Source organism: Delftia acidovorans NBRC 14950 (assembly GCF_001598795.1).
Taxonomy (GTDB): domain Bacteria; phylum Pseudomonadota; class Gammaproteobacteria; order Burkholderiales; family Burkholderiaceae_C; genus Comamonas; species Comamonas acidovorans.
The window spans coordinates 159811-173278 of record NZ_BCZP01000003.1 but is presented as its reverse complement, the minus strand read 5'-3'; the positions used below and the strand labels follow the sequence as shown (position 1 = coordinate 173278).

12 protein-coding genes are annotated in these 13468 nt (G+C 59.9%); 5 read left to right on the top strand and 7 right to left on the bottom strand.

Going from position 1 to position 13468, the window contains the following annotated elements:
- Positions 1-37 precede the first annotated feature (37 nt).
- The 3 genes from DA1_RS05200 to DA1_RS05190 all read right to left on the bottom strand — a co-directional run bounded on the left by DA1_RS05200 (position 38) and on the right by DA1_RS05190 (position 3014).
- A complete protein-coding gene (locus DA1_RS05200) occupies positions 38-1135 on the bottom strand; it encodes a DNA glycosylase AlkZ-like family protein (RefSeq protein WP_034398283.1) in 1098 nt (365 codons plus the stop codon).
- Positions 1136-1188: 53 nt separating this feature from the next.
- Complete coding sequence (locus DA1_RS05195; protein ID WP_034391346.1) at positions 1189-2121, bottom strand: DUF4349 domain-containing protein; 933 nt, start codon at positions 2119-2121, stop codon at positions 1189-1191.
- A 65-nt stretch (positions 2122-2186) separates the two neighbouring features.
- Positions 2187-3014, bottom strand: coding sequence for a hypothetical protein (locus DA1_RS05190; protein WP_034391347.1), 828 nt, complete (start codon positions 3012-3014; stop codon positions 2187-2189).
- A gap of 355 nt (positions 3015-3369) precedes the next feature.
- Between DA1_RS05190 and DA1_RS05185 the strand changes: the two genes are divergently transcribed.
- From DA1_RS05185 to DA1_RS05175, 3 genes are all read left to right on the top strand, one after another.
- Entirely contained in the window at positions 3370-4614 is a 1245-nt protein-coding gene (locus DA1_RS05185) for a class I SAM-dependent methyltransferase (protein WP_034391349.1), read from the top strand.
- A 473-nt stretch (positions 4615-5087) separates the two neighbouring features.
- Positions 5088-5861, top strand: a complete 774-nt coding sequence (locus DA1_RS05180; protein ID WP_034391351.1) for an SDR family oxidoreductase — start codon at positions 5088-5090, stop codon at positions 5859-5861.
- A gap of 40 nt (positions 5862-5901) precedes the next feature.
- Complete coding sequence (locus tag DA1_RS05175; protein WP_034398284.1) at positions 5902-6834, top strand: LysR family transcriptional regulator; 933 nt, start codon at positions 5902-5904, stop codon at positions 6832-6834.
- Here DA1_RS05175 and DA1_RS05170 read toward each other — a convergent pair.
- Together DA1_RS05170 and DA1_RS30245 are read right to left on the bottom strand one after the other, a co-directional pair.
- A complete protein-coding gene (locus DA1_RS05170) occupies positions 6788-7912 on the bottom strand; it encodes a sterol desaturase family protein (protein ID WP_034391352.1) in 1125 nt (374 codons plus the stop codon). The two genes, DA1_RS05175 and DA1_RS05170, sit on opposite strands and share 47 nt — an antisense overlap.
- 168 nt (positions 7913-8080) lie before the next feature.
- Complete coding sequence (locus tag DA1_RS30245; protein WP_155294188.1) at positions 8081-8452, bottom strand: hypothetical protein; 372 nt, start codon at positions 8450-8452, stop codon at positions 8081-8083.
- Between the two features lie 684 nt (positions 8453-9136).
- On the opposite strand from DA1_RS30245, the gene DA1_RS29480 reads away from it, so the two are divergent.
- Together DA1_RS29480 and DA1_RS29475 are read left to right on the top strand one after the other, a co-directional pair.
- Positions 9137-9856: a glycoside hydrolase family 25 protein gene (locus DA1_RS29480; protein WP_080736815.1), complete on the top strand. Its 720-nt coding sequence runs from the start codon at positions 9137-9139 to the stop codon at positions 9854-9856.
- A 152-nt stretch (positions 9857-10008) separates the two neighbouring features.
- A complete protein-coding gene (locus DA1_RS29475; protein WP_080736816.1) occupies positions 10009-10839 on the top strand; it encodes an N-acetylmuramidase domain-containing protein in 831 nt (276 codons plus the stop codon).
- A gap of 769 nt (positions 10840-11608) precedes the next feature.
- Here DA1_RS29475 and DA1_RS30240 read toward each other — a convergent pair.
- Complete coding sequence (locus tag DA1_RS30240; RefSeq protein WP_155294189.1) at positions 11609-12211, bottom strand: HEPN domain-containing protein; 603 nt, start codon at positions 12209-12211, stop codon at positions 11609-11611.
- Positions 12211-13242: a ParA family protein gene (locus tag DA1_RS29470; RefSeq protein ID WP_080736817.1), complete on the bottom strand. Its 1032-nt coding sequence runs from the start codon at positions 13240-13242 to the stop codon at positions 12211-12213. Before DA1_RS29470 ends, DA1_RS30240 begins: the two co-directional genes overlap by 1 nt.
- Positions 13243-13468: the final 226 nt, after the last annotated feature.

The following is a 13468-nucleotide window of genomic DNA, read 5'->3' as shown; positions in this document are numbered from 1 at the left end:
GGGCGGCAACCACGCGCAGGGGGCGAGTGCATGCGCCTCAGCGCGGCGCCAGGAACTGCTCCATGCGCTGCAGCTCCTCATCCAGCGCGCTGCGAAAGGTGGCATCGCCGGGCGCCGCGCCGGCCACATAGCCGAATGACGGCTCCAGCCGGCCGTCGCGCGCCTGCAGGTTGGCCCAGCCGATCACCTGGCCGCGCCAGAGCATGGGCAAGGCGTAGTAGCCGAGCTGGCGCCGGGCCGGTGGCGTGTAGGCCTCGAACTTGTAGGTCCAGCCCCAGAGCAGCGTGAAGCGGCGCCGGTCCCAGACCACGGGATCGAAGGGCGCGAGCAGGCGCAGCCGCTCGTCAATGGCATGGCGGCGCGAGCGCGGGTTTTCGTCGGCGGGCCAGTACCAGGTGGTTCCGTCGATGCGGCAGCTGGCCAGCTGCTCGCGCGCCAGCCGCAGCGCCGCCTGGGTCTGCTGCGCCAGATGGGGGGCGCCGTAGCCCAGCAGGCGCACCAGGTAGGTCAGGCTGGGGGCTGGCAGCGGTGCGTACTTGCGCACCACCAGGTCGATCAGCGCGGCGGCGCGCCGGGCGCTGGCGGCGGGGCTGTCGTCGGCCGGCGGGTGAGCGATGGCCTCGTAGACGCGTGTGCCGCTGTCGCGGCGCTTGACGCGCAGCAGGCCCCGGTAGTGCATGCCGTCGAGCAACTGCGTGCTGGCGCTGCCCGAGCCGCCCCAGTAGTTCTTCACGCTTCCGTGCGAGAAATGCTGCTCCACCTCGCGCGGATGCACGGCGCCGCGCTCGCGCACAAAGGTCAGCACCTCGGCGGCCTTGCGCTGCGTCTCGGCATCCCAGGCCTTGCGGGCCTGGCGCGGGTGCATCAGCGCCAGGTGCTCGCTGGGCAGAAAGCCGTAGTTGACCAGGCAGTCCTCGTCGATCGCCAGGCGTGCGTAGCGGCGTTCCAGGTCGCCGGCGCGGTAGTCCTTGACGCGGTGGCGCAGCGTCAGGTCCTGCGCCCGGGCCGGGGCGCGGATCGGGTCTGCCTGCACAAAGCCCAGGCGCTGTATGGCCGCAGGCAGGGTGGTCGGTGTGAACAGGGTGCGCGCCACGGCATGGCGGCGCAGGTCGTCAAGGCTCGGTTCGGTGGGCATGGCTTGATTGGAGCACGGCAGTGCTGCCGTACTTCCTGATCCTGCCGTGCCGCTCAGGCCTTCCTGGCGCGCCTGCGGCGCCACAGCGCGCGCAGCACCCAGCCCAGCGGCAGCACCACCAGCACCAGCCAGGGCAGCACGGCCGCCACGAAGGTGATCAGCGCGGCCATGCTCTCGCCCAGCACATGGCCGGCATCGCGCAGCGCGCGGCCTATGGGGCTGTAGCTGGTGCCGCCCTGCACCAGGGCGCGGGTGGGCGTGAACTGGATCTGTATGTGCTGCTTGCTGGTCTGCTGCTCCAGCACCTTGCGCTGGGCGGCCATGGCGTCCAGCTCGGCTTGCGTGTCCGACAGCGTGCGCTGTATCTCCAGCAGGTCGGACATGGTGCGCTTGGTCGTGGTGTCGCGCAGCATCAGGCGCAGGCTGTCGCGGAACTCGGTGCGGTTCCTGATGCGCGCCTCCACGTCGATCACCTCGGCCGTCTTGTCCTCGCTGATGGTGTTCTGCGACACGATGGTGGCCACGCCGGCCAGCGTGCCCAGCAGCCGCTGCACATCGGCCGGCGCCACGCGCATCTCCAGCATGGCGTTGCCGGGCTGCTGGGGCGTCTCGCGCAGAAGGGATGCCGACAGCAGCTCGCAGCGCAGCGTGGCACACAGGTCGCGCACCTGGCCCCAGGCATCGGCCAGCTGCGCCTGCGGCACTTCCACGTTCAGCTCCTGGCGCACGGCCAGGAAGCGCTGGGCCATCTCGTCCTGCGCCGACGTCTCTGGTGCGGCTGCTGCCGCATCCTCGGCCTGCACGGTGGCGGCGCGGCCTTGCTTCATGCCGGCGCCGCCCGCCATGGGCGCGGGGGCGGGCGCAGATTCCATGGCTGCTGTGTCATGCCGCTGGTTGCAGCCCGCAAGGGCCAGCGTGGCAGCCAGTGCCAGCACGGCCGGCAAGGCCATGCGGGAGGGCAGAGTGGAAGGCCGGGGATGCGTCATGAATTTCCTCTTGAAAACAGGCAAGAACAGACCGCTGCCAGGACTCAAAGCTCAAGGCTCAAGGCTCAGGGCTTGCCGCCGGGGCCGAACATGGAGTCCACCTCGGACTGCAGCTCGAAGATGTCGGACACCGTGTAGAGCCAGTCACCCTTTTGCAGATGGCCGGGGTCCGGCGGCGTCTCCACGCAGGCCTTGACCAGGGTGAACTGGCCGGCCGGGTCGGGCAGGAACTTCAGGCCCGATATGGAAAACCGCGCCACCCGCCCCACGCCATCGTTGTAGCGTCGGCCCCGGGCGCGAACGTCGGCCAGTTCCGCCATCTGCGGCACATGGTCGAACACCGCGTCGTAGAACTCGACGATGGGGCTCTGGTTGGTCCTGGCGCAGCCGTGCACATACAGGGCGTGGAAGCGCCCGTCCAGCTCCATGGCCACCACGTCGGCCGCGCGGTAGAAGGTCAGGCTGTCGGGCAGGCCCGGCGAGCGTTTGGGCGGCGCGGGCGGCGTGTCCAGAAAGTCCTGGCGGATCTGCGCCGACTTGCGAAAGAAGTCATCGCTGAGCGCCACCTCGGCATTGAGCACATCGATGGCCGTGCACGCGGCCGCGTTCAGGCCCGCATCGGCCAGGCCGTTCCTGTGCAGCACGATGGCCAGGGCCAGCGCCGTCTTGTGCCGGTACAGCGCCGTTGCCTTGGCGTCACCGGCCTGCAGCACGCAGCTCCAGCGCCGCAGCAGGGGCGGCAGGGCATGGCCGCCGTAGTTGGCCGCAATAGCGGCATCGTGCCGGCCCAGCGCAAACGTGCGCGCCATCACGCGCGCCACGTCTTCCTCCAGGGTCTGCACCAGGGTATCGGCTGCCAGCTTGGACAGCGCCTGGGTATGGGTCATGGCCATGGCGTCACTGGCTCCAGTTCGATGGCAGGTTCCTGAAATCCGGCAGGCCATAGCCGCCGGTGCTGCGTTGTTCGTTGCGGTGCTTGATGCAGTGTTCGGTGCTCAGGTCATGGGCTTGCATGGGTCTGTCGCAGGCGCCTTCGCGCCGGGGCAGTTGGAACGCCGGCCAGTGTGCCCCAAGCCGGGCCGCTGGCGGGGTGTGGGCGCCATCGGGTCTGTATCGATCCGCTACCGGCGCGGGCTGCCGTGCTGACGTCTTGCCGTCACATGAACCGGCAAGACTGGTCATTTGCTTTTCATGCGGTTCATGCGGTTCATGTCAAAGGGGGCGCCGCCAGCCCCGGGGAGATGCACGATGTTCTGGGACAAGAAGCTCAGGCGCTGGGCCGAGGCCGTGCGTGCGCGGGCCGATCTGCCGGCGCGGCTGGTGCTGTGGAATGGCGAGCAGTTCGACTTCGGCCGCTTCGAGCAGCCGCGCGTCACGCTCACCGTGCGCAGCGCCTCGGCCCTGCCGCTGCTGCTGGACCCCAGCCTGGACCACCTGGGCCAGGCCTATGTGAAGGGCCAGATCGACATCGACGGCCGCCTGCCCGACATCATCGACTTCGGCTATGCGCTGGCTCGCCGCATGTCCAAGACCCAGGGCGCTGGCAAGGGGCCGGGGCGGCTGGCGCTTGCGGCGCGCGCGGCAAGGCGCTTCAGGCACAGCCGCAGCACGGACCGCGAATCCATCCAGTACCACTACGACGTCTCCGACGACTTCTACCGCCTCTGGCTGGACGAGGGCATGGTCTATTCCTGCGCCTACTTCGAGAACGGCGACGAGGACCTGGCCACCGCCCAGCGCAAGAAGCTGGACCACATCCTCACCAAGATCCGCCTGCAGCCCGGCCAGCGCCTGCTGGACATCGGCTGCGGCTGGGGCGCCCTGGTGCTGCGCGCGGCCCAGCACTTTGGCGCGCACTGCGTGGGCGTGACCCTGTCGCGCAACCAGTTCGAAGCGGCCACCGAGCGCGTGCGCGCCGCAGGCCTGGCCGACCGCATCGAGATCCGCCTGCAGGACTACCGCGACGTGCAGGGGCGCTTTGACCGCATCACCAGCGTCGGCATGTTCGAGCATGTGGGCCGCCGCAACCTGCCCATGTACTTTGCGCACATGCGCGAGCTGCTGGCCGATGACGGCCTGGCGCTGAACCACGGCATCACCTCCACCGATGCGGACGTGGGCGCCTCGGCCCTGGGTGGCGGCGCGTTCATCGACCGCTATGTGTTTCCTGATGGCGAGCTGCCGCACCTGAGCCTGGCGCTGGAGGCCATGCAGCGTGGGGGGCTGGAGGTGCTGGATGTGGAGGGGTTGCGGCGGCATTACGTGCGCACGTTGCAGTTGTGGCTGGAGCGGTTTGAGGCTTGTGTGCCGGAGATTCGGGCGTTGGTGGAGGAGGAGAGGTTTCGGATTTGGAGGGTGTATTTGGCGGGGTGTGCTTATGCGTTTGAGCACGATGACGTGTCTATCTTTCAGGTTGTTTGTCGGAGGGCGGGGCAGGGGGCTGCTTCGTTGCCTTGGTCGCGGAGGTATATGTACGAGCGCGAGCTGTCCTGATGTCTTGGGACACGGGCGGTGTGTAGCTTGTTCTTGACCCTGCCGGGGGGTGTTTTTTCGAGGCCGGGTCTCGGCCCGGCGGCCGACCCGCTTTCTTGTCTCGCCAAGAAACCGGGCCAAAGAAGGCGACCCGAATGCCCGCGACCCTCCGCTTCGCTGCGGGCAACCTGCGTCGTGGCGCTTGCGGGGTTTGCCGCAGAACTCTCTGCGCGCTTCGCGCTCCGCTCAGACAACTGCGGCAAGTCAGATCACGAAGCAAGCCTGTCCTTCGGCAGGCTTGCAACCCCGCAAGCGCCACGACGCAGGCGCGGGCATACGGGAGGGGGGAGCGGAGCGGACTGCCCCGGGGCAGGAGCCGCTGGGCGCGGCTGATTGTTCTGGTTTTCTGGATGATCCATCCCGGCTGCGCGGGTTTATCGCGGGGGGCGGGCTGCCTAAGCTGGGTGCTTCATCCAAGCACAAGGAGCGTTTCCATGGCAGACCATTCCATTCGCGGCAAGGTGGCGCTGATTGCAGGCGGCGCCAAGAATCTGGGCGGGCTGATTGCCCGTGATCTGGCGGGGCACGGCGCGCGGGCCGTGGTGGTGCACTACAACAGCGAGTCTTCACGGGCCGAGGCGGAGACCACGGTGGCCGCAGTGCGTGCGCTGGGCGCAGAGGCCGTGGCGCTGCAGGGTGACCTCACGCGCGCTGGCGCCGTGGAGCGGCTTTTTGCAGAGACCGTGGACGCCGTGGGCCGGCCGGACATTGCCATCAACACGGTGGGCAAGGTGCTCAAGAAGCCGCTGATGGAGATCAGCGAGGCGGAGTACGACGAGATGGCCGCCGTCAACGGCAAGTCGGCGTTTTTCTTCCTCAAGGAGGCGGGGCGCCATGTCAACGACCACGGCAAGATCGTGACCCTGGTGACTTCGCTGCTGGGCGCGTTCACGCCGTTCTATTCCTCCTACGCGGGCACCAAGGCGCCGGTGGAGCATTTCACGCGGGCGGCGGCCAAGGAGTTCGGGGCGCGGGGCATCTCGGTCACGGCCGTGGGGCCGGGGCCCATGGACACGCCGTTCTTCTACGGCCAGGAAGGCGCGGACGCCGTGGCCTATCACAAGAGCGCGGCGGCGCTGTCGCCGTTCTCGCCCTCGGGGCTGACGCATATCGAAGATGTGGTGCCCTTCATCCGCCACCTGGTCAGCGACGGCTGGTGGATCACCGGGCAGACCATCCTCATCAACGGCGGCTACACCACCAAGTAGGCCAAGTAGAAGGACTGCTGCACGGACTATGCTGCGTCCCATGGACCGACTCGACCGATACCGGATCTTCATGCAGGTGGCCGAGATGGGCAGCTTCATCAAGGCCGCCCACGCACTGGACCTGCCGCGCGCCACGGTCTCCGCCGCCGTGCAGCAGCTGGAGGAGCAGGTGGGCGCAAGGCTCTTGCACCGCACCACGCGCCAGGTCAGCCTGACGGCCGATGGCGCCCAGTTGCTGGAGCGTGTGCGCCCGTTGCTGTCAGAGGCCGAGGACGTGGAGCAGATGTTCCAGGCCCGCACGCGCCAGGCCACGGGCCGGCTGCATGTGGACGTGCCCAGCCGCATCGCGCGCCGCCTGCTGGCGCCTGCGCTGCCGGGGCTCATGCGCCGCCACCCGGGGCTGCAGCTGGTGCTGGGTTCGTCAGACCGCGCCATCGACCTGGTGCAGGAAGGCGTGGACTGCGCCGTGCGCGTGGGCACCTTGCATGACAGCAGCCTGGTCGTGCGCCCGCAGGGCTGCATTGCCCTCATCAACTGCGCCAGCCCCGCCTACCTGCGCGAGCACGGCCTGCCCGAGCAGCCGCAGGACCTGCTGCACGGCCACTGGAGCGTGGGCTATGCCTCGCCGCGCACGGGGCGGGAACTGCCCTGGGAATGGAGTGGGGCGAGCGATGTGGATGGGGTGGATGGAGTGGATGGGCCGCAGACCCTGGCCGTGCCCAGCCGCGTGGTGACCAACAATGCAGAAAGCTACATCGCCTGCTGCCGCGCAGGCCTGGGGCTGATCCAGATCCCGCGTTATGACGTGCAGCACCTGCTGGACACGGGCGAGCTGGTGGAAGTGCTGCCCGCCCACCGCGCAGCGCCCATGCCCGTGGCGCTGCTGTATCCGCACCGCCGCCAGCGCTCGCGCCGGCTGGCGGTTTTCATCGACTGGTTCGAGGCGCTGATGCGGCCGAACCTGGAGCCGTAGGCGCAACCCCGGCCGCCCCCGTCACCGCAGCCGCCCCGGCCGCAGGGTGGGGCTGGGCCCCGTCGTCGTCATGAATGGGCCGGTAACCGGGCCCGAAGGACACATCGCCCAGCCGCCAGCCATCGCGCCGGCGAAACGCCCCCCAGAACCGCTTGAGCGTATGCCACTGCATGGCCACCAGCCCGCGCTCGTTGTCGGCATCCACCTCGGGGTCGCTCACGCCCGTGGGGCGCACGGGTTCGTCGGTGTACAGCGCCGTGCCAAACAGCATGTCCCACCAGGGCAGCACCTGCCCAAAATTGCAGTTGTGGCGCGTGGGCCGCTCGGGGTCGCGCAGCATGTGGTGGTGGCGGTGAAACAGCGGGCCCACCAGCACGCGCTCACCCACCCGGCCCAGCCAGCCCAGGCGCAGCCGAACATTGGCGTGCGAGAAGTTCTGCACCAGCTCGCTCAGCAGCCCCAGCAGCGCAAATTCCGAAGGCTCCACCCCCATCGCCAGCCCCACCGTGGCCAGGATGAAGGACTGCAGCATGCCGTCCAGATAGTGGCTGCGGTCATTGCTCCAGCAGCTCATCTGGCGTTGGCTGTGGTGCATGCTGTGCATGGCCCACCACCAGGGAATCACGTGCTGGGCGCGGTGCATCCAGTAATACACCAGGTCGTAGACCACGTAGTACACCAGGAACAGCGCCACCGGATGGTCCGCAAACCACGGTACCCAATGCTTGAGCCCCGTCGCCTCCTCGGCCGCCGGCCCGCCGCCCAGCATGCTGGCAAACGGCATCAGCACCAGAAAACTGAACAGCGGAAACAGCCCCAGCAGCATCAGCAGCGTGTAGTTGCGGTCCACCGTGGTCAGCCGCCGGTCGCTCCAGCGCTCGGCCGGAAACAGGCTCTCCAGCGGCCGCATCACGCCCGCGATCAGGAACAGCTGCAGCCCGGCAATCAGCACCGCCTCAGCAATCTCACGCGGATCACCGGCCGCCTGGGCGATGTCCAGCCAGTGGACGGTGGGGGTTACGGCGTGGGTGGCGAGCCAGGTGATGGCTGCCTGCCACAGCTCGGTCAGTGAAGTCATGTCTTGTGCCTGCAAGAAGGGCCGGGGGAGGGCTGGGGGTTGCGGGCGGGATTATGGGGTGGGGGTGTGGAGGGAGTGTGTGCGAAGAGGGGGCGCAGCTCTTCGGGGCGCGTGTGCACTTGGCAAAGCTGGTACTGATGGAGCTCGAGATTTAACGGCCGAGTTCGGCTAGACGTAATCTTCTGGCGCCGCCCAAAGTGTGTCCAAGTCTTCATGAGCTCCGCAGTACTCAATTGTCTTGTCGAAATCATTTAGGGTCGAGGGCGGCTCGCCTACCTCAATGCTTTCATGCATGCGTATGAGATGCTGCAAATATTCCGCTGCATATGCGTTGTCTGGAGGCGAAGTATTGCTTCCGTATTTAATTTGAATTTTCACCCAAGCGCGGGATGCGTAAGCCCCAAACTCCTGACGTGCTGAAACCGGAATGCCTTGAATATCAAATTCACAGAATGGTGATGCGCGATTAGACATATCGATGAGCCAAATTAGCAGGGGTGCATCAGGCGCTGAAATTTCTTGGGAAATCAGATACAACATGCCCCAATTTCCGAGGTTGGAGCGCCAGAGTGCCCTACCATCTTCGAGTAGCAACTTTGATGACATACATATATTCTCCTTCAAGCAAAGCGCTTAAGCGGTAGTTAAGTGCGTTTCACATGCTATCTATGGTTGCAACGCCGCCTATTAGGAGGGTAAGTGCTGATCGATGCAGCCAATCTGCTTCGATGAAGGCAACCAACGAGCGTAACCTGCCGTAGACGCCCTGTCATTTCGGGCATTAGTTTGCAGGTCAAGATCACAACTGTCTCGCCGATCTGGCATCAGCTCTACTGCACTGTGCTCCCTTCGCTGCGGATCATTGGGCGAACCATTCGAGTGCCCTTCAAAGGTAGGTGCTGCTTGAGTTTTACTTTTGGCAAGCAGCATGGAACTGGCAATCCTATGGGGTGCTCTAATTAATTTGGCGGCGCTAGCCAGATGCACAGCAAGGGTAAGCCAGTAGAAAAAATCAATGGCGGCTTGCTACAGTACAGACCGTGGGGGATAAGATGGTCCCTGACTCCCCGAAAAAGTCCACTACTTATCCTTCTTTGACATAAGACTGTGAAAATTCCTAGGAATACAGAGGTCATATCTAAAGTTCCTGTGCCGAAAAAAAGAAGGTTGCGCTTAAACGATGTGGGTGGTACTGTAGATGATAGCTAAAAGGGGGAGATCTGTATGCGCTTTATTGCGGCAATTCTCGCGGCTTGCTTGTCCATGCCTGCAATCGGTACGGAGTTCGATTCCCCGTGGAAAGATACCAGTGTAGCGTTGGTGATCGATCCCTTTTATAGTAATCCCATTGATTGGGAAAAGCTTGCGACAGAGCGTCGTGTCGTGGCTGTGATACACAAGGCGACTATAGGTACAAAGTCCCTTGATCCTGCATATATGGAGCGCAAAGAAGAGGCTTTAAAACGGGGATATCTCTGGGGCTCATACCATTGGGGCGTAGCCGGCAATCCTCTTCAGCAGGCTGACTTCTACATTGACACCGTTAAGCCCGGCCCTGATGAACTCATAGCGTTGGACTTGGAGGATGCAAAGTCCAAGAAGCTCATGAATGTCGATGAAGCCATCGTATTCATAGAGCGGGTAAAGGTTCGAACTGGACGTTACCCAGTCCTGTATACGAACCATTCAAGTGCCAAACTCATCTCCGAGAAGTACAAGGGCAGCGTATTCTCTCATACCCCTCTCTGGTACGCGCGGTTCAAGCCCAAGGTCATAGATTTTCCGACTGGTGTTTGGCCCAGCTACACACTGTGGCAATTTTCCAGCGAGCTGCTGGTGCAGATCCGTCTCCCGGGAACCAAGAAGGATCTTGATGTTAATGTCTTCAACGGTACACCAGATGAACTGAAGGCTGCGTGGCCGTTGACGAAAATACTGCCTTGACCAAGCGATTTCTTATGAACTTGCATTGGTGAAAATAGCATACCGTCCTCTTGTGGATCTTTTTCAAAGATTTGGTTTTTGCAAACAATGAATCGCTAGTTTTTGTTTGTATATTTTTAGAGCAGGCCGCAGCCACTATTTGAGGTGTTATCATGCCAAATATTTCGTTAAATACATTTGTTGGAGTTGGACAGCCGCTCGTTGAAAGCGATATGCACTCGGCTCTTGAAATATTAGGCATGGATCCCGCATTCGATATGCCAAAGCTTTGGGCTGTTTTGCTTGTCGAGAGTCGAGGATTTGGATTCTTGTCTACGCGAAAACCAAAAATCTTGTTTGAGAAACATGTTTTCTTTAGACTCACTGAAGGAGCTTTCGCAGATAGTCATCCACTTCTTTGTTCAAGTACTCCTGGGGACTACAAGGGGGGCGAGGCTGAATATGTGCGTTTGCAAGAAGCGATCGATTTGTGCCGTGGCCGGGGTATTAAAGAAGAAAAAGCGATGCAGAGTGCGAGTTGGGGGCTGGGCCAGGTGATGGGTTTCAATGCGAAGGCATCAGGCTTCAAGAGTGCTTCGCAGATGGCAGAGCAGATGGCCGAGTCGGAGGCAATGCAACTCTCCGCAATGGCTAGTTTCATGCAGCATGAAGGAATGGATAAGTTTCTGCGTGAAGAGCGATGGGATCAATTCGCCTACCGATATAATGGACCAAATTATGCCGAGCGGGGATATCACCTCAAGCTGGAGCACGAATTTGATAAATTCAGCTCAGGCATCACTAGAGACCTTAGAGCCCGTGCTGTGCAAGGCGCGCTGATCTACCTTGGTTATCGACCCGGTGATCCAGATGGAATCGTGGGTCAAAACACAAAAAAAGCAATTGCCGCGTTTTGCTCCGATGAGGGTATGGGTTTAAGCAGTGAATTGGATGATCAAATTTTTCAGGCAATTATGAGCAAGGCGGGCCTTGAAATTTACTAGCCAAAATATTTGCTGTACAGCAAATATTGGAAAAAACAAATATGCAGCCCGTTGGCGTCGGCAAGAGCGCCTGCAGAGAATGATTCATTGCAGCCGGTTGAAGTATTTCTGCTCGCTAGTGAATACAGCCATTAATGTACGCTCGTTGATTGACATTCATGTCGGAGTAGCCAAGCCCGTGGGTTACATAGGTTGGTTGGTGTACTGAGTCGGGGCAGCATCAGGATCATATAGTTGCGGTTCACTGTGGCTAGGCATCGGTCGCTCCAGCGCTCGGCCGGAAGCAGGTTCGCCAGCAGCTGCATCCCCCCGCAATCAGAAAGAGCATCATCGCGCCAGTCGGCACTACCTCGGCATCTCGCACGAATCGCCGGTCGACTGGGTGATGCTCAGTCAGGGGACGGTGAGTGTCACAACCTAGAGAGACACTCATGTGGTGGCTGCTTGCCATAGCTTGGCGTCATGTGTTGTACATGCAAGAAGGCCCGGGGGAGCGGCTAGTGGTTGTGAGCAGCACCATCGGGGTAGAAAGGTTTTTGGGGGAGTGACAGAATTTGTCAATTGTTTTTTGCAACTTCGATTGGATGAAGTGCAATTACATCTCCTAGAGCGGAATCCATTGGGTAGAAAAGATCTAAATATGTGTATATTGGAATCTCGTATTTTATCTGATGTCTGCTTAAATATTTTTATATTAATGGTGGAGGGTTTGAAATTTCCATGATTTTGAATTGTTATGGAAAGGGGGATGATTTGAAATTATATGAGGTTAGTTCCAGCCGGTGGCGCATCCGTGGCGATGGGTAAGTTCATGTCGAAGTAGTTCGTCAGTGGTTTCTGCCAGAAAGGTTAGGAGCAATATTGCATCATGCAAATATGCTGAGTCCAGAATTCCTGGACTGTTAAGTCCAGGGATGTTGTTTGGAGTGGCGAAACCATGGGCGAAGGAGTGGCGGACATCCATGATTCCTTTCATGAATGCTTGAGTATCATTCTGTGTGTTAAATTTTGGGGTCCATATCCAGGAGGCATAGGGGTCCATTCCCGTGATATTGTAAATTAGCTCCCTTGCTTTTTCCCAGCTAGGGGTGTTAAGTTCGGCTGTAATTTTCTGAACTAGAGATTCAAACTGGACAATTAGTGTCCATGCTTTTCTATGAGCTTGTACACGAGTTTTGGATACAAACTCCTTAATTACTTCCTCTAAGTATCCTTCCCAGCAACCTACTGTCAGTGCAACTCCGCCTTTGAGCAGGACTTGATCGGTGAATTCCTGAGTGGTACTAGCTGTGCTAGTTGTGCCAACAAAGCTATGCATTACTCGGGCACCTATGACCGACTCTTTAAATTTTGTCAGTGCAGCAGAGGACATTAGAGCCTTTGGACGAGCTTGTTAATGGCTTTTAGGTATTTGTTAATAGCGATTAGGTTGACTTGTACAACTTCACCGTCAATATTATGGTGTCCTGATTGCATCTTGGAAAGAGGGCACCCTTCAGAGGATGCCACAACTGCGACAGAGTGATAGTCTGGCATTTCTGCAAAGAGATCTGACTGCTTTCTATGGTTTACAAAGTGCCGTTTGCCAGTAATGGAAGCGTTTTTAACCAACTCTTTAATCGGGGCGCTTTTGGCTTCAAAGGCAGAGCTGGGTTTGCCTCGATAGAATGTGGCTCTATTGCTCACAAATGTATGGATGCGCGGTAGATCGATTCCCTCATCCATCGAGCGCTTGGAAAAGCTAAGGCGAGCATATCCTTGTAACTCTGAGGATGCCATTCCATAAAGTAAGGCGAAAACGTTTTCAATTCCGCGGCGAGAACTGTCGTCAGCAGTGAAGGGAACTATGAGGTTTTCGGCTGAACACAAGGCAATTTGCGTGTACATTGAAAAGCTGGGATTGCAGTCTACAAAAGTAACAACATCCGACGCCGTGCTTGTTTCTGTAAAAGTTCGGACTAAATCAATGAGCCAGCGCATGACTTTAGCCCACGCGTCTGATGGGAGTGGAAGTTGCGCGACTCCTCGAATTGCTTCTGCCAAAAGCTCTAGCAGGTTATCGCCGGCCATTAAGGTAATATTTTCTGGAATATTATTATTAATAATCGACGGTTTGCACAGAAATTCGCTGATACTTGGTAGTAAGACAAATGGAGATGTTAGTCGTGCTTCAAAATATCCTCCGATGGAGCGACGAGGTTTCTCTCCATAAAAATCATTGAGAGCCGTTGCGGATGCCTCTTTTCCACCCAGAAACATCTCGGTAAGATTGGCTTGAGGACATAAGTCAAGCACCAGAACATCCTCGTCAGGGTTTTCTAACGCATACTCGCAAGCAAGTGAGAAAGTGAGGAAACTCTTGCCGACTCCTCCTTTATTATTCCAAAGTGCGTATCTGCTCATATTCTGTCTTTCAAGGTTAATATAAAAATTGCTAGAGAGTCAGTGGAGTTATGTAGAAGACAGATCTTCAAGCAAGTCGTGGGAAAAACTGTCTGCGTTTTTTACTTTGACTAGATAATATATCAGCGTTAGGCAAGATTGTAGATGCATCATGGAGTAATCCTGCGAGTAGGGCTTGCGGTGAGCCATCTGACGCTACTCTAGCTTGGCTCTTGGTGAAGAAAAT